Genomic DNA, 15,640 nt, shown 5'->3' on the forward strand with positions numbered 1-15,640 from the left:
ATGCGCACCCGCACTATTCATTTCGGGCTCGTTGTCTTCGTCGCGCTGTCCGTGATCGCGACCTACACGATCTGGTCGACCTTGCAACGTTCGGTGCCAGGGGACACCCATCGCTACAGCGCCACCTTCACCGACGTGCTCGGCCTGCGCACCGGCGACGACGTGCGGATCGCCGGCGTGCGCGTCGGCCGGGTCGACGCGATCGACCTGGTCGACCGCCGCAATGCCAGGGTGACCCTGTCCGTGCAGTCCCGCCAGCACCTGAGCACCACCACGAAAGCGCTGATCCGCTACCAGAATCTGATCGGCCAGCGCTATGTCGCGCTGGCCGTGGGCGAATCGGCGGGTGAACCGTTACCCGCGGGCGGCTCGATTCCCTTGGAGCGCACGGAATCATCGTTCGACGTCTCCACCATGCTGTCGGGCTTCGAACCACTGTTCAGCCTGCTGCAACCCGACGAGGTGAACTCGCTGTCGGAAACCCTGGTGCAGGCACTGCAAGGCGACGGGGTGTCGTTGTCCGCCTTGATCACTCAGGCCGCCGCGCTGGCAACGACCTTCTCCGAACGCGACGAGATCCTCGGCGCGGTGATCACCAACCTCAGCGATGTCATCACGAGCCTGGCCAACCGCAGCGGCGAGCTGGAGACCCTGATCACCCAGTCCCGTGCCCTGGTCAGCGGGCTGTACGAACAAGGCGCGGTGCTCGAGGGCTCGGTCACCGGGATCGCCGAGTCGACAACGAAACTCACCGACCTCATCACCAGGGTCGCACCGGGTATGGCGCAGGCACAGCAACAGGCGAGCGAGGGCGTCGACCTCCTGCTGTCCAATGGTGCGCGCCTGGATCAGTCGGCGATCGAACTCCCGCTGATCCTTGCCGGGCTCGCGCGGATCAGCGGCAACGGCACCTACGTCAATACCTATGTCTGCAGCCTGGATGTCTCGCTGTGGGGCGTGCTGTTTCCCCGCGGAATGTTCTCCCAGGTCGGCGGCAACGAACACTCGGAGGTCTGCCGATGATCAAATTCCTGGTCTCCCTCGTCCTCACGACCCTGCGCGATGCGTTCCGCAACCGGAACTTCGCCCTCGGCATCGCGGCCGGGGTCACGGTGATCGTGCTCGTCCTCGGATCCGGGATCCTCTCCCGCGCACATCTCGGCGAGGACACCGTCCACGCGGAATTCGCCCAGGCCGCAGGCTTGCGGACCGGCAACAGCGTCGACGTGGCCGGGATCGAAGTCGGCACAGTCACCTCCGTGCGGCTCGAACGGGACCGCGTGCTGGTCTCGATGAGTGTGCGGCCCGACCTCGCCGTGGGTCACGACGCGAAAGCGGCGATCAAGATGTCGACCATCCTCGGCAAGATGCACGTCGAACTCGATCCGGGAACCGAGGGGCAACTACCGGGTTCGCGTATCCCGTTGTCGGCCACCACCGTTCCCTACAACCTGGCCAAGGTCGTGAACGATCCGAGATATCGCAATTCCTTCGAACATCTCGAACGACTCGATCCGAACGCGCTGCGCGCGAGCCTGGACGCGGTGAGCACGCAGCTGGGCGATTCACCGCAGCTCACCGCCAAGGCGCTCGACAGCGTCGGCGCGCTGGCCAAGGTGATCGCCTCCCGGCGTGACGAAGTGGACCAGCTCCTCGGCAGCATGGATCAGGTCTCCGGACTGATCGCCGACAACCAGAACAGCGTGCTGGTGCTGCTGACCAACGGCCAGGCGATCGGCGACTCCGTCATCCAGCGCCGCGACCTGATCAGAGAACTACTCGACAATATCGCCGCCGCCTCGAAGATCCTGCAGGACATGGGCGTCGACGACGGCGGCAGGCTCGGCCCGCTCATCCACAACCTGAACACGATGTCGCAAGGGCTGGAAAAGAACCGCGAACACCTCGACGCGCTCTATCAGGTGATGCCGGTGGCGGTCCGCCAATTCAACAACTCGTTCGCGCAGGGACCCTACGGCGACATCTACCTGCCGTGGATTTTCCCGGACAACTGGCTGTGCCTGGCCGACGCGGTAGAAGGGTGCGAATGATGCGCAGAGTGCTCCAATGCCTCGCGCTGGTGATCGTCACCGGCATCGGTGCGGGCTGTTCCTCGATTCCGGTGTCGCTACGCCCCGATGCTGTCCACCTCAGCGCCGACTTCGAAAGCGCCGCGGGCCTGTTCGTCGGCAATGACGTCTCGGTGCTCGGCGTCCCGGTCGGGCGGGTCGACGCGATCGAGGCCAAGGGCGCCTTCGTCGAGGTGCGGATGACGATCGAGCCAGGCGTCGAGCTGCCCGCGAATGTCATGGCAGCCCTGGTCTCCCCCCAGCTCATCACCAACCGTCACGTCGAATTGACCCCCGCCTATACCGGCGAAGGGCCCACCCTCACCGACGGCACCCACATACCGCTGGCCAACACCAGGACACCGGTCGAACTCGACCGCATCCTGCGCAACTTCGAACAACTCGGCGAAGCCTTGAAGGGCGACAACGCGAACGGCCCGATGGCCAGCCGGGTGCTGTTCCCGATGCTCGACGGCAACGGTGACCGAATCCGCGAGACCCTCGACGCCCTCTCCACGACGTTCGAGGTGTCGCTGGCCAATCGCGACCAGATCTCGCGCACCATCGTCGAACTGAACGAGCTCACCACGATGATCGCCGGAAACGATCAGACCGTCCGGAACTTCAGCGGCCGGCTGACCGAACTCGTCGCCCTGCTCGCCGAGCAGGCGCCGGGCCTGGCCGCGGTCCTCACCCAGGTGAACGACTTCATCGCCAACACCTCCACGGTGCTGGCCGAGAACCGTGTACCGCTCACCGACGCGGTGAACCGTCTGGTCACCATCACCGGCCAGATGCGCGACAATGCACGCGGACTCACCGAGATCGTCGATGTGACACCGCTGATGGCCGACAACTTCGCCCGCGCGGTCAGCACCGATCAGCGGGCGCTACGGCTTCACCTGCTCACCGATAAATCGTTGCTGGACAACGAAACTCTGTCGCTGTTGTGTGCGCGGGTCGCCTTGCGCGCCGATGGCTGCCGGACGGGCAAACTCATGGACTTCGGTCCGGACTTCGGTCTGACTGCCGCCCTGCTGGGACTTTCCGAATGAACAGAACCACACGCCTCACCGTCACCGCGCTGGCCGCGATCAGCGTCTGCTCGTGCACGGTCACCGTCGACAATGTCCCGCTGCCACGCCCCGGTGTCGACGGACCCTCCTACCGCTTGCACGCGGTGTTCGACAATGCTCTCAACCTGCCCGAACGGGCAAGGGTCAAGATCGGTGGCACCGACGTCGGGGTCGTCACCAGAATCGATACAACGAACTTCCTGGCCGATGTCGAGCTCGAGGTGCGCCGCGACATCGCGCTACCGCAGGGCACCCGTACCGAACTGCGGCAGCCGACCCCCTTGGGCGACATCCACGTCGCCATCGTGCTGCCAGAGCACCGCCCCGGCACCCCGTTGCTCGCCGACGGCGATGTCATCGACCGCGAGCACACCTCGGCGGGCGCCTCGGTCGAGGAGTTGATGATGGCGATGTCGATGCTGCTCGACGGCGGTGCGATGAACCAGGTCGCCCGCATCACCTCGGAACTGAACGCGATCGTCGGCGGACGCGGACCCCAGCTGTCGCACCTGCTCACCGAACTCACCGCGACGCTGAGCGCGTTGAATCAGCGCACCGGGCAGATCGATTCGGTCTTGCACGGACTCGACGGGCTCACCTCCACGCTGCGCGCCCGCAAGGCCGAACTCGGTCAGGCAGCCGATACCTTCCCCGATCTGATCGCCGTGATCGCCGAGAACAACCGTGCCATCACCGATCTCACGACGAAGGTGTCCACGGTGACCGCCGCGCTCGGCGATTTCACCTCGACCACCGGCCCCGAATTCCTCAGCCTGTTCGACAGCGTGCAGGGATTGATGACCGGATTCACCCGGATGGGCGACAACTTGGGCACCACGCTGGACAGACTCAACACACTGGGCCCGGTGGCGCGGGCGTCGATGCAAGGCTCGAGTCTGGCGGTCGCGGCACGGATCTCGTACCTGGACATCGGCGCGCTCACCGATACCGAGGGCAGCAGGTTGCCCGACGGCACCGATGTCACCGCGTTCATCGGCAGCCTCACCCAGGTACTGGCTCGCGTGCTCGGCCGACTGCAGGGAGGCCACCGATGATCGCGCGCGCCGCGACCCTCGTCGTCGCGCTGGCTCGCTGGGCGCAGCGCCACAAAACAGCCGGGGCCATGCTCGGCATGATCGGGATGCTCGTCATCGGATCCGGCTACATCGCCATCGACGTCGTCGGCGTGCGGCCACTGCACACGACCTACATCGTGCGAGTCCAGCTCGACAGCTCCGGCGGCCTGCTCCCGAACAGCAACGTCACCGTGCGCGGGGTGCGGGTCGGCGCGGTGCGCGCCATCGCGCTCGACGGTGCCGGCATCCTCGCCGAGGCCGAGATCGACAGCGCCACACCGATTCCCGTTGGATCACCGGTAGCGATCGGGCGTCTTTCGGCTGCGGGCGAACAGTATCTCGACTTCCGGCCGACCACCGGCGAGGCGCCCTACCTCGCCGATGGCGCGACGGTGGCCGCCGACCAGGTGAGCACCCCGGTCACGATCGACTCGTTCCTGGACAACACCGGAGCCCTCATCGCCGGGATGAACCCGGACCGGCTCACCGTGATCGTCGACGAACTCGATCGCGCGTTGCGTGGCGGCCCCGATGTCCTGCGCAATGTGATCAGCGGTCTCAGCCAGGCGATGACCGGCCTCACCGGACTGCTCCCGCAGACCACCGAACTGCTTCGCAATCTGCGGGTCATCGCCGACACCACCGCACACGCCCAGCCCGACCTCGCCACCCTGGTGCGCGGGTCGAGCGCGCTGTTCGACCAGATGAACGCCGCCGACCACGAGGTGCGCGAACTCCTCGACGACGGTCCGGGCAGGCTCACCACACTCGGCGGCGTGCTCACCGAAACCAGCGACCCACTGACCAGCCTGGTGACCAATTTCGTCGCCATCACCCGAGCGGCCCGCTTGCGGACCCCGGCCATGTCGGCACTGTTCCCCGCCTTGCGAGCCGGTGTCGTCGCCCTCGGAGTCCCGGCCCACGACAATGCCTTCCACACCATGGCAGACATCTGGCCGCGTCCCACCTGCGAGTACGAGACCATCCCGGTCTCCCCCGCCGGGGTCTCCGACGGCCGCGGCCGCCTGTACAACTACTGCGTCACCAGCCATCCCGAGCTGCAGGTCCGCGGATCGGCCAACGCGCCGCGCCCCGCCGGGCCCGACAACGGATCGGGCCCACCACCCGGCGTCACCGGCGACGAGCTCTCGGTCCCCTTGCCCGCCAACTGATTCCACCTACCGAGGACGTACCCATGACCACCGATCTCCAGCCACCTACTACCGACGACTCGACCTCCGATACCACCGAACCGAATATGCGACCTCGGCGAATTACCCTCCACCGCATCATGATCCCGGCGGCTGCGGTGATCACTGTCGTCGCCGTCGCGGCCGCTTCCTTCCTCGCCGTGGACAACCACCGGATCCGCGCCCGCGAACAGGCGCGCGAGTCTGCGCTCCAGGCGGCCTGCACCTACGCCCCGACGCTGGCTCGCTACGACGCCGACGATCTCGACACCTATTTCGCCGCGGTGCTGGCGGGTGCCACCGGCAGCTGGAAGACCGAATTCGATGCCACCAGTAGGGATCTGCGCGACGTGCTCACCCAGGGGCAGGTCGTCTCGACAGTAGGCAAGGTCACCTGCGCCATCGAGTCCGCCGACGAGACCTCCGCGACAGCGGTGGCCGTCATCAATCAGACCATCACCAGCCTCGGCACCAAAGGCGCGCCCGCTCCCGGACAGCTCTCGGTGAGCATGTCCCTGCGCAAAGACGCCGGCCGCTGGCTTGTCAGCGAAGTCAGCACCCCGACGCTTTCGCACTGATCGACAGGATATTGGTGTACGAAATGGTCTGTCGATCGTGAAATGAGATGTCCGTCCGGCATTTTCGTTCGAAAAATGCCGTGCGACCCGTAGCGGCTCGCGATATGCACTGCTATCGTATTACTTGAAAGCTACACGCGAGTAGTAATTGATTCGACCGGCTCGCGATCGACAGCAAGAAATTTGGGGAGAATCGCATGGCAACATTACGCACCTGGTTGTCGCTACCGGCGGTGGAACCGGCCGAGGACTACGGATTCTTCGGACCCGATTCCGTCGCGTGGCGGGTATGGAGTTACCCGACCGGATTGACCATCGGCTTTCAGCGAGCTGTCGTCATCGAGGAACTCGATCCCGCATTGATCGCAGCCGTCGACAAGACCAGCGCGATCTATAGCCGCCCCCGCACCCGCTACGACCGGACATTGCGCTACTTCGCCATGGTGATGTTCGCCGACAGCCGGTCGACGGCAAGCGCGGCCGATATCTTGGTCAAGATCCATTCCAAGGCGGTGGGAATCGACCCAGTGACCGGTCGGTACTACGACGCGAACGATCCGCAATCACAGCTGTGGATTCACCTCACCGCGTGGCACTCACTGCTGATCGCCTACGAGAAATTCGGGCCGGGAAGGCTCAGCGCGGACGACGAATCGCAGTACTGGCACGAATGCGCCCGTGCCGCCGAACTCCAAACCTGCGATACAGCCGATATTCCCCGCACTCGCGAGGGCGTCGCGCAATACTTCGAACGCATGCGGCCGGAACTCATCGGATCCGATATCGCCAAGAAGGCGATGAATCATCTCCTCGACGCCGAGGTGATGTTGCCGCCGATGCCGCTCGTGCTGCGACCACTGTTCAAGATCGTCGCGGCGTTCCTTCGGCGCGGAACCTTGGCCACGATGCCGCGCTGGATGCGGGAGATGGCCGGCTTGCCGACCGGGCGCGTGCTGGACCTGCTCGTTGTCCCCTGGCTGAGCGCGGCGATGACGGTGGTCAGCTTGAACATCCGGCTGCAATTGCTGCTGCTGCAATTGATCTCCCCCTCGACCGTGCCGGTGGCGGCACCGGTGCTGCGCGCGGTCGCGCCGAAGAATCCGGTGACGATGACACCCCGACAGGCGCAGAAGACATACGGATACGACATCCCGTCACAAGCCCACCACGCACTCCGTGAGAAACAACGCAACCGCGTGCTGGGCGAGGGCCTACCCCCTTCCGACGAGGGGCTCATCGAGTCACAGCCGATCCTCGGCGACATCGCCTGAATACCGAATAGAGAGCAACAGTGTTGACAAAGATCATGGAACGACAGATCAGCATCCGTCAGATGATGTACCTGGCAATCGCCGGTGGCGTCCCCTATTTTGCGATCGGAGTGATCTGGTTGATCACCCATAACAGCCATGTGGGCGAGTTGCACGGGCTCGACCGGGTGTTCTCCCTCATCGGCGAGGTAATCGCGTGGCCGGTGCTGATCATCGCCGATATCGACCTGCGGTAATCGACCGGCACGAATCCGATAGTTCTCGGCTCAATCAGACCGAGTATCGGGGTCGCCCGCTCGAACAGCGTCGGGATCGTTGGGCAAGGTATGAACCATGGATCGCACAGTGGCACGCAATCTTTCGGGCGGAAAGCGTTGCGGATCCGACAACACCATTCGGCCCAGCACTTCGGTGAACCCGAGCATGACGTGCGCGATCAGTTCGACATCGGCCTCGCGTGGGCCACCACGCACCGCGAAACCCGCCGTCAACAGCTCGACACACTGATCGACGAGCTTGTCGCGAGCCGCGCCGAGCAGCTCGCGATAATCGGTCGGCGCACCATCGGCGTGCAGCAGAATCAGCCTCCAGCGGGTAGGCGCCGCGGCCACGGATTCGAGAAAGGCCATCACTGCCGCGACGTACTCCCGGTCGGGATCGGATTCCTGCAGGTCACGCGGCATGGCCGCGAAGACCTGTCCCATTCCCCGTGAATGTTCCCGGTGCAGCAGGTGCGCCACCAACTCCGGTGCCGAGGGATACATCGCATACAGCACCGGCTTGGCGACGCCCGCCTCCTTGGCGACTGCCTGCATGGTCAGGTTCGCGAGCCCGGCATCACCGACGACACGGAGCGCGGCGTCGAGCAGTTGGGTTCTCCGCTCATCCGGCGGCAGCCGCGGCCCGTTGCGGCGCTTCGGGCGAGCGTTGGTCGGCAGACTCTCGGTACTCACCACAACATCATCTCTCACACCAGCAGTTGCCGTCAGCAATCCCTCTTGGAGAAATACCCGAACAACCGCCGCGTGAATTCGTTCATTCGGGAACGGGAATTAGCATCACCGCTCGCACGAAATTCGCGATTCGGAGGGACTCAGCACGAACTCAGCGGATTCGAGGGCCGAATCATGGGCCGGATATCCTCGTTTCGGCTTTCATGGGTCACACTGCGCAGCGCGCTTGTACCGGTGGGGTTTTGAGGTCGATGAGGTACGCGGCGACGATGTCGTCGACGCACCGGCTGGTTCCTGCCGAGGCGATGGTGTGGCGTTCGCCCTCGACCGTCAGCATGCTGCCGCCGAGCGCATTCGCCAGGCTGATGCCACCCTCGTATGGAGTGGTCGGGTCGCCGGTGATCGAAATCGTCAATGTCGCGGGCAAACCCTCGATGTCGGTGGCGTACGGGTAGTCCAGAGTCGGTGCGGCCGACCAGGATTCGCACCCGTCACGCGCGCCGTCGGCCCCTCGGCCGGGGTTCATGAACGGTGCGACTCGGTGGATCTCGCGCCGAAGCTCGGTTTCCTGTTCGGGGGTGTGGCGTTGTTCGTCCATGCAGTTGATGGCATAGAGCGCCTCGTTGAAGTTGGGCCAGCGGCCGTCCGGCGTCCGCTGAGCGAACACATCGTTGAGAGCGAGGAAGATGTCTCCTCGACCGGTACCGACTTCGGTGATCGCTCTGGTGATCGCCGGCCACGCGGCGGAATCATACAAACCGACGATGACTCCGCCGATAGCCAGGTTGTACGTCAGTTGCCGTCCCGCACCGGCGGGGATCGGCTGGTCGATCAACGGGCTGATGACCTTCTGAAGATTCACCGCGGCCGCGACCGGGTCTGTTCCGAGCGGGCACTCGGGGCGAGTGGCGCAGTCGGTGGCCATGGCATCGAAGGCGCGTTGAAAGCTCGTGAACTGTGAAATTCGCCTTTCCGCAGTACCGAGCCGTGGGTCGACGGCGCCGTCGAGGACCATTGCCCGCACATTCCGGGGAAACATTTCGGCGTAGACCGCTCCGAGTCTGGTGCCGTAACTCTGGCCGAGGAAGCTCAGTTTCTCGTCACCGAGCGCGGCACGCAGAACATCCATGTCGCGAGCTGCGTCGCGGGTACCGACATGGGTGAGCACGTCCTCGCCGCCTGATCGTTCGGCGCACCGCTCGACCAGGGTCCTGGTGTCGTGCTCGGTCCATTTTCCGCCGACGGACGCACTGGGGAAGACATCGGGACCGCCGTTGTCCAGCTCTTCGTCGGTGAGGCAGTCGATGGCCGGTGTGGACGCACCGACGCCGCGGGGATCGAAGCCGATGAGGTCGAACTTCTCGGTGACGGGGCTGTCCAGCAACGCTGTCGAGGTGCTCGCGGCCATGCCGACCCCCGGCCCGCCGGGCCCACCTGGATTCAGTAGCAACGAACCGAGGGGTTCACCGCGGGCGGGCGCTTTCATCACGGCGATCCGTGCCGTGCGTCCGGTGGGGTCGTGGTAATCCAGTGGCACTTCGAGGCGGGCACACCGGAAATTCGGGTTGCTTGCGATGGCGGCCTCGTCGGCAGCAGTCGTGGCGTACCCCGCACACGCTCCGAACTGCAGATCTTGCGCGTAGAAGCGCTCCAGTTCCGATGGTGGAGCAGGTGGCTGCTGCGATTGCGGCGAGACCGGGGTCTAGGTGCACGCGGCCAGGGTGAGCGATACCAGCATGGCCGAGATTGCCAATGTGTGGCGCATCGGTCAGACCCTCTCGACAGGCCGGTCGCTGGTAGCAACGACCAGTCGCTCGGTGGTGCGGCGGAAAGCCCGCACTGTCACCAGCGCGGCGAGTGCGAGTAGTGGTGTGCCCATGGCGATTTTGGCGAAGGCGAGCCAGCCGGTGGCGTCAGTGTCGTAGAGCCTGTCCTGGACGATGTAGCGGGCAGCGAACAGGGCGGTGAAGGTGAGCGTCGCGATGTCGTGCAGGCGCAGTACCCGTCGATCATCTCGCCAGCGATATTTGTTGCTGTGCAACAGGTTCCAGAGCATGCCGGTCAGTGGCCGCCGGGCCAGCACCGAGACGAGTGTGATCAGCGCTCCGGCGAGGCTCGACCAGATACCGACGAGGAAGAATCCGTTCGCGGAACCGGTCCACGCGGCGACGCCACCGGCGACCAGGACGCCTGCGAGTCCGCCGCTCGCCTGTGCGATCGGCTCGCCGCTGGTCGCACGCAGTGCGGTGAGAATCAGTGCGACGGCAACAGCCGTTCCGATCGCGATGGGCAGTGCGACAAGGGCATTGGCGACTACGAACACGACGATCGGTACCGCCGTGTAGATCATGCCCTTCGTGCCGCCGAGTTTGTCGAGTAGGGCCTGGGTCCGGTCGGCCTGTTCGAGCTTGTGCGAGTGTCGATCGGAGATGGTCATGTCGTTCTCCTCGTCAGGGTGTGCGCTCGTACCTTCACGCTGACAAGCCTGGCCGTGGAACATGACGAAAAACAGTGCGCGCCATCATGATTTGACCATGACGCGGTCACAGGTACGCCATGACTTTTGTCATGGCGTACCTGGAACCGGGCTGCCGCGCCCAAGCCTCAGATATCGACCATCTGGTGCTCGCCGAGACGCCCCGTGAGGTAGCGCAGGTGATCACCGGAGTCGCCGAGGGTGTGCTCGATCGCGGTGAGGCGGGCGGTGTAGTGCCCGACCGGATACTCGGCGGTCATGCCGATACCGCCGTGCATCTGGATGGCTTCTTGGCCGATATGCCTGCCGGAGCGGCCGATCCGCAGTTTCGCACGGGCGGCGACAATCGGATCGGCGGTGCCGTCGGCCAGCGACATCGACGCGTACAGGTTCATGCTGCGAGCCAGTTCCAGCGAGACGTACATGTCGGCGGCCCGATGGGTAAGCGTCTGGAAACTGCGCAGCGCGACACCGAACTGCTTACGGGTCGAGAGGTACTCGGTGGTGAGCCGCAATGCTTCGGCCATCGCGCCGACCGCCTCGGCGCCGAGGGCGGCCTGGGTGATGACGGTGATCTCGGCGATGACGGCCGAGGTGTCGACCGGTGCGCCGAGCGGTTCGGCGGGCGCGTCGGCGAAGGTGATGTCGGCGCCACGTCGTCCGTCGTGGGTGCGGAAACCTGTCCTGGTCACACCCGTTGCGCTGGGGTCGACGAGGAACAAGCCGGTGCCGCCGTCGGGCAGTGCGGCGCTGATGATGAGCTGTTCGGCGCAATCACCGTAGGGCACAGGGTGTTTGCGTCCGGTGAGCTGCCAAGTGTCGCCTTCGCGCACCGCTCGGGTGTCGACCGTCGTCGTCGGTCGACGCACACCTGGCTCGGCGTGGGCGAAGGCCAGGCGCAGCGCACCCTCGGCGATCAGCGGCAGCAGTTCCTTGCGCTGAACGGCCGACCCTGCCTTGCTGATGATCGCGCCCGGCAGCAGCGCGCAGTCCAGCACCGGTTCCGGCGCGAGTACGCGGCCGAGTTCCTCCATGACCAGCATCGTCTCGATGGGCCCGGTGTCCATGCCGCCGTCGTCGGCGGAAATGGTCAGCCCGAGCAGCCCGATCTCGGCGAAGGTGGACCACACCTGGGGGTCCCAGCCTGGCTCGCCCGCGATGACCTGGGCGCGGTGTTCATGGGTGTAGTGGCGCGTGAGCACGCTGCGAACGGTGTCGCGCAGCATGTTCTGTTCGGTGGTGAGTTCGAAATCCATGGCCGTGTCTCACAATCCGAGGATCGTCGAGGCGATGATGCTGCGCTGCACTTCGCTGGATCCTCCGTAGATCGATGTCTTGCGGTAGTTGAGATAGGTGGCGGTGCTGCGCCTCGCCCAGTCGGCGGCGTCGCCTTCGCGGGCGAGGGAATCGGAGCCCGCGATATCGACGAGCAGCTCGGTGACCGCCTGCTGCAGCTCGGTGCCACGCAGTTTCAGAATCGAGGAGACCGGGTCCGGCGTCCCGTCGGTGGTGCCCGCGACGACCCGCAGCTGCACGAGTTCCAGTGCGAGCAGCTCGTTTTCGAGTTCGGCGATCCGGGTCGCGAAGACCGCGTCGTCGAGCAGGGTGCCGCTGTCGAGCCGGGTCTGCTTGGCGTATTCCTTGGCCAGCCACAGCCGCACCTTGGTCTGGCCGACCGCGGCGATGCCGGTGCGCTCGTTGCCGAGCAGGAACTTGGCGTAGGTCCAGCCCTGGTTCTCCTGGCCGACCAGCTGGTTCGCCGGTACTCGCACGTTCTCCAGGAACACCTCGTTGACCTCGAAACTGCCGTCGATCAGTTCGATCGGGCGCACCGTCACCCCGGGAGAATCCATGGGGAACAGCAGCATCGAGATGCCTGCCTGCTTCTTGGGTGCGGACGGGTCGGTGCGGGCCAGGCAGAACATCCAGTCCGCGCTCTGGGCAGCGGTGGTCCAGGTCTTCTGGCCGTTGATCACGTAGTCGTCGCCGTCGCGCACGGCGACGGTGCGCAGCGAGGCCAGGTCGGACCCGGCATCGGGCTCGGAGAAGCCCTGGCACCACCAGATGTCGAGGTTCGCGGTGGCGGGCAGGAAGCGTTGCTTGAGCTCTTCGGAACCGAACTGGGCGATCACCGGCCCGATCATGTTGGTGTTGAACGTGAGTGGCTCCGGCACCGAGGCGAGCTGCAGTTCGTCGTGCCAGATGTGGCGCTGCACCGGAGTCCAGTCGCGGCCGCCCCAGGCGGCGGGCCAGTGCGGCACCGCCAGCCCGTGCGCGTTGAGGATGCGCTGGGTGGCGACGATGTCGTCTTTGCTGAGGTCGGCCATGTGCCTGGCTCGATTGCGGATGTCGGCGGGGATTTCGCGCCGGAAGAAGGCACGCAGCTCGTCGCGGAAGGCGAGCTCGTCCTCGGTCAGTGCCAATTGCATGGCGAGTATGTTACACAGAGGTCCATATGTTTCAAATAGCAGCCGCCGAGCAGCCCCTATGCTGAGCGGTGTGACGCGAGCCGAGGGAACCAGAGCGCCGGGACGACCGGCCGCGGCCAGCCGCGAAGATGTGCTGGCAGCCGCGATCGAGATGTTCCTGGCCGGCAAGCGGGTCGACGTGAACGCCATCTCCGCCCACCTCGGCCTCGGCCGGACCAGCATCTATCGCTGGTTCGGCTCGCGCGACGGCCTACTCGGCGCGGCCATCGCCAACCAGCTCGAGCGCATGATCGCCCACGCCGAACGCAACAGCACCGTCACCGGCGGCGAACGGCTCAACGACATCCTCGACCGCACCATCTACTGGCTGGTCGAAGACGATTCGCTGCGCACCTATTTCGACAACGAATCCACCGCTGCCCTGCGCCTGATCACCCGCAGCGACGGACCCGTCCACCAGGCCGCCGTCGCGATCGTCGATCAACTCATCGCCCGCGCCGAGGAGCAGGGCTACCGTCCGCCCATCGAGCGCGCCACCCTCGCCTACGCCCTGGTCCGGCTCTGGGAAGCATTCCTCTACAACGACGCCGTGGCCGGTTTCCGCGGTGACGTGGAACGGTTGCGCCTGGTCCAGGCCGCGCTGCTACGGACCTGACCGGGCCGAACCCGGGCAGTCACTTGCGGGTGGCGAAGTCGGGGTGCGCTCGACCGGTCATCAAGGGCAGGTCGAGATAGGTTTCGATGCCCGGCTCGGCGCGGCACACGTAGGGAATCGAATTCACCAGGTGGTTGGCGGTGGCGACGATGCCAGGGGTGGTTTCCCCGGGTGCGCCGGAGTTGAATCCGGTGAAGGTCATCAGGGTGCTCGGGCTGCCCTCGACAGCCACTTCGTAGCGTTCGCCCGCCGACCCCAAAGTCCATGGCGGATCGAGGTTCTCCTCCCCCATCAACCAATTGACCGCGATCCGCGCGACGGACACGCCACCGATCACCGCATCCCACTGGAACCGTTGGGCTGCCACGGTCCCCGGCTCGATGATCCCGATCGGACTGTCGATACCCGCCGTCGCGACCGCGACCTCGTGCGTGGTGACGATCTCCGCGTCGGTATCGAACCCCATCCCGTCGAGAATCAGTCGCAGCGATTGGATGAATCCACCGCCGAGAATCTTGAGCATGGGGCCGGACCTGACATGCTCGGGCGTGGCACCGAACCGCATGATGTGCCGCAAGACGTCGGGCGCTTCGTAGTCGCGCATGTCCGAGAACTCTTCTGCCCGAACGAAAGTCACCGCCGAGGTCATCACCGACAGGGCCAACGGAAACAGATCGGTGATTCCGCCCGGCCCGATGCCGGTGCCGTGCAACGTCACCCCCGCCTCCCGTGCGGCGAGTGCGAGATCGGCATCGCGGTCGGTCGGCCGGAACCAGCCCATCGGTGTCACCACGTTCTTCCCCGATCGCAGCAGCGCGAGGACCTGCTGCTTGTCGGGGAGCAGCGGCGAGTAGACGACGCAGTCCGCGTCCAGTTCGCACAGCGCTTCGGTGTCGGTGGTGGCCACCACGCCCATCGGCTCGCCACCGAGGAGTTCGCCGACGTCACGGCCGTCCTTGTCCGCGGAATGGACCCAGCAGCCGACGAGTTCGAGTTCCGGATGCCGGGCGATGGCCGCGATCGCCGATTTCCCGACGCCGCCGGTCGCCCACTGCACTACCCGATAGGTCACAAGCGCCCCTAGCTGTTCCTTGCCGCGCGGCGGCCCGCGCAGAGCCGACACTGGCCGGTTTCCACACTAGAACACGTTCCAGAATGATCGGGCGGATCGGACAGAACCGGCTCGTCGGCACCAAGGCGCACCGCGACCGCGCCCTAGGCCATCAGGCTCAGCAATCCGAGGTTCTCGGCCAGCGCGCCGTCCTGACCGAGCGCGGTGAAGTCGGCCTCGACGTCGGAGCGGGCGAGCTTGCCGGCGCGCACCGCCCGGTAGCGCACATACGACCAGAGGAAGACGTCGAGGCTGTCGAAACGGGTTCCGCCCTCGACCACATCCTCCTCGTGGAACCACACCGCGACCTGACCGGTGGTGAGCACGACATAGAGGTTGCCGCCGCCGTCGGCACCGATGGAGAACACGTCCGCGTCGGTCAGTTCGGTGGTGTAGTCCGCATCGAGAATCCCGCAGCCGTTGCCGGCGAAGTCGAACGCGTAGGACCAGTCGAAGATGTCGAGGAACTGCGGCAGCCGACCGGAACGGACCCGGCGGTCGAAGGCCGCCAGCGCGGCAGCGTCGGCAGGTGCCAGCCTGTCGAGAAACGGTGCAACTGAACGGGTTTCGGCGGGGACGACGACGGGTTCGACGTCAGGGAACCAGCGGGCGAGATCGTCATCGAGGCCGCGATCGGTATAGCCGACAAGGTCGGTGAGAGTGAGCGTCACGCCGAGATCATAGAAACGGCATCCGACATGTGCGCGCCTTCACCCCGATCGCCATCGACGTACCTCGACTCCTCTCGGCGAGAAC

Annotated in this window: 16 protein-coding genes; 9 read left to right on the forward strand and 7 right to left on the reverse strand. The window is 65.5% G+C overall.

Annotated features, from left to right (window positions below; genetic code table 11):
- From ACFWPX_RS08290 to ACFWPX_RS08325, 8 genes are all read left to right on the forward strand, one after another.
- Positions 1-1,023: an MlaD family protein gene (locus ACFWPX_RS08290; protein ID WP_378926802.1), complete on the forward strand. Its 1,023-nt coding sequence runs from the start codon at positions 1-3 to the stop codon at positions 1,021-1,023.
- Positions 1,020-2,051 (forward strand): MlaD family protein, encoded by a 1,032-nt coding sequence (locus ACFWPX_RS08295; RefSeq protein ID WP_378926803.1) that lies wholly within the window; start codon positions 1,020-1,022, stop codon positions 2,049-2,051. Before ACFWPX_RS08290 ends, ACFWPX_RS08295 begins: the two co-directional genes overlap by 4 nt.
- A complete protein-coding gene (locus ACFWPX_RS08300; RefSeq protein WP_378926804.1) occupies positions 2,048-3,124 on the forward strand; it encodes an MCE family protein in 1,077 nt (358 codons plus the stop codon). The genes ACFWPX_RS08295 and ACFWPX_RS08300 overlap by 4 nt, the downstream gene beginning before the upstream one ends.
- Positions 3,121-4,200, forward strand: coding sequence for an MCE family protein (locus ACFWPX_RS08305; RefSeq protein ID WP_378926805.1), 1,080 nt, complete (start codon positions 3,121-3,123; stop codon positions 4,198-4,200). The genes ACFWPX_RS08300 and ACFWPX_RS08305 overlap by 4 nt, the downstream gene beginning before the upstream one ends.
- Positions 4,197-5,393, forward strand: coding sequence for an MCE family protein (locus ACFWPX_RS08310; RefSeq protein ID WP_378926806.1), 1,197 nt, complete (start codon positions 4,197-4,199; stop codon positions 5,391-5,393). Before ACFWPX_RS08305 ends, ACFWPX_RS08310 begins: the two co-directional genes overlap by 4 nt.
- A 23-nt stretch (positions 5,394-5,416) precedes the next feature.
- Positions 5,417-5,989, forward strand: a complete 573-nt coding sequence (locus ACFWPX_RS08315) for a hypothetical protein (RefSeq protein ID WP_378926807.1) — start codon at positions 5,417-5,419, stop codon at positions 5,987-5,989.
- 197 nt (positions 5,990-6,186) lie between these two features.
- Complete coding sequence (locus ACFWPX_RS08320; RefSeq protein WP_378926808.1) at positions 6,187-7,260, forward strand: oxygenase MpaB family protein; 1,074 nt, start codon at positions 6,187-6,189, stop codon at positions 7,258-7,260.
- 35 nt (positions 7,261-7,295) lie between these two features.
- Positions 7,296-7,496, forward strand: coding sequence for a hypothetical protein (locus tag ACFWPX_RS08325; protein WP_378926809.1), 201 nt, complete (start codon positions 7,296-7,298; stop codon positions 7,494-7,496).
- A 30-nt stretch (positions 7,497-7,526) separates the two neighbouring features.
- On the opposite strand, the gene ACFWPX_RS08330 is transcribed toward ACFWPX_RS08325, so the two are convergent.
- From ACFWPX_RS08330 to ACFWPX_RS08350, 5 genes are all read right to left on the reverse strand, one after another.
- Entirely contained in the window at positions 7,527-8,213 is a 687-nt protein-coding gene (locus ACFWPX_RS08330; protein ID WP_378918007.1) for a TetR/AcrR family transcriptional regulator, read from the reverse strand.
- A 208-nt stretch (positions 8,214-8,421) separates the two neighbouring features.
- Positions 8,422-9,699: an alpha/beta fold hydrolase gene (locus ACFWPX_RS08335; protein WP_378926811.1), complete on the reverse strand. Its 1,278-nt coding sequence runs from the start codon at positions 9,697-9,699 to the stop codon at positions 8,422-8,424.
- Between the two features lie 282 nt (positions 9,700-9,981).
- The gene (locus tag ACFWPX_RS08340) at positions 9,982-10,650 is read right to left on the reverse strand and encodes a DUF3159 domain-containing protein (RefSeq protein WP_378926812.1); all 669 of its coding nucleotides are present in this window, start codon (positions 10,648-10,650) and stop codon (positions 9,982-9,984) included.
- A 167-nt stretch (positions 10,651-10,817) separates the two neighbouring features.
- A complete protein-coding gene (locus ACFWPX_RS08345; protein ID WP_378926813.1) occupies positions 10,818-11,945 on the reverse strand; it encodes an acyl-CoA dehydrogenase family protein in 1,128 nt (375 codons plus the stop codon).
- 9 nt (positions 11,946-11,954) lie between these two features.
- The gene (locus ACFWPX_RS08350) at positions 11,955-13,118 is read right to left on the reverse strand and encodes an acyl-CoA dehydrogenase family protein (protein WP_378926814.1); all 1,164 of its coding nucleotides are present in this window, start codon (positions 13,116-13,118) and stop codon (positions 11,955-11,957) included.
- Positions 13,119-13,188: 70 nt separating this feature from the next.
- Here ACFWPX_RS08350 and ACFWPX_RS08355 point away from each other — a divergent pair, with 70 nt between their 5' ends.
- Positions 13,189-13,773: a QsdR family transcriptional regulator gene (locus ACFWPX_RS08355; protein ID WP_378918016.1), complete on the forward strand. Its 585-nt coding sequence runs from the start codon at positions 13,189-13,191 to the stop codon at positions 13,771-13,773.
- 19 nt (positions 13,774-13,792) lie between these two features.
- Here ACFWPX_RS08355 and ACFWPX_RS08360 read toward each other — a convergent pair whose 3' ends face one another.
- Positions 13,793-14,845, reverse strand: coding sequence for a dihydrodipicolinate reductase (locus ACFWPX_RS08360; protein WP_378926815.1), 1,053 nt, complete (start codon positions 14,843-14,845; stop codon positions 13,793-13,795).
- A gap of 143 nt (positions 14,846-14,988) precedes the next feature.
- Entirely contained in the window at positions 14,989-15,555 is a 567-nt protein-coding gene (locus ACFWPX_RS08365; RefSeq protein ID WP_378926816.1) for a hypothetical protein, read from the reverse strand.
- Positions 15,556-15,640: the final 85 nt, after the last annotated feature.

Source organism: Nocardia sp. NPDC058518 (assembly GCF_042719655.1).
Taxonomy (GTDB): domain Bacteria; phylum Actinomycetota; class Actinomycetes; order Mycobacteriales; family Mycobacteriaceae; genus Nocardia.

Excerpts from the sequence above, each read along its gene's own strand:
- ACFWPX_RS08290 (WP_378926802.1), top strand. The coding sequence starts at position 1 with ATGCGCACCCGCACTATTCATTTCGGGCTCGTTGTCTTCGTCGCGCTG.
- ACFWPX_RS08295 (WP_378926803.1), top strand. The coding sequence starts at position 1,020 with ATGATCAAATTCCTGGTCTCCCTCGTCCTCACGACCCTGCGCGATGCG.
- ACFWPX_RS08300 (WP_378926804.1), top strand. The coding sequence starts at position 2,048 with ATGATGCGCAGAGTGCTCCAATGCCTCGCGCTGGTGATCGTCACCGGC.
- ACFWPX_RS08305 (WP_378926805.1), top strand. The coding sequence starts at position 3,121 with ATGAACAGAACCACACGCCTCACCGTCACCGCGCTGGCCGCGATCAGC.
- ACFWPX_RS08310 (WP_378926806.1), top strand. The coding sequence starts at position 4,197 with ATGATCGCGCGCGCCGCGACCCTCGTCGTCGCGCTGGCTCGCTGGGCG.
- ACFWPX_RS08315 (WP_378926807.1), top strand. The coding sequence starts at position 5,417 with ATGACCACCGATCTCCAGCCACCTACTACCGACGACTCGACCTCCGAT.
- ACFWPX_RS08320 (WP_378926808.1), top strand. The coding sequence starts at position 6,187 with ATGGCAACATTACGCACCTGGTTGTCGCTACCGGCGGTGGAACCGGCC.
- ACFWPX_RS08325 (WP_378926809.1), top strand. The coding sequence starts at position 7,296 with ATGGAACGACAGATCAGCATCCGTCAGATGATGTACCTGGCAATCGCC.
- ACFWPX_RS08335 (WP_378926811.1), bottom strand. The coding sequence starts at position 9,699 with ATGAAAGCGCCCGCCCGCGGTGAACCCCTCGGTTCGTTGCTACTGAAT.
- ACFWPX_RS08340 (WP_378926812.1), bottom strand. The coding sequence starts at position 10,650 with ATGACCATCTCCGATCGACACTCGCACAAGCTCGAACAGGCCGACCGG.
- ACFWPX_RS08345 (WP_378926813.1), bottom strand. The coding sequence starts at position 11,945 with ATGGATTTCGAACTCACCACCGAACAGAACATGCTGCGCGACACCGTT.
- ACFWPX_RS08350 (WP_378926814.1), bottom strand. The coding sequence starts at position 13,118 with ATGCAATTGGCACTGACCGAGGACGAGCTCGCCTTCCGCGACGAGCTG.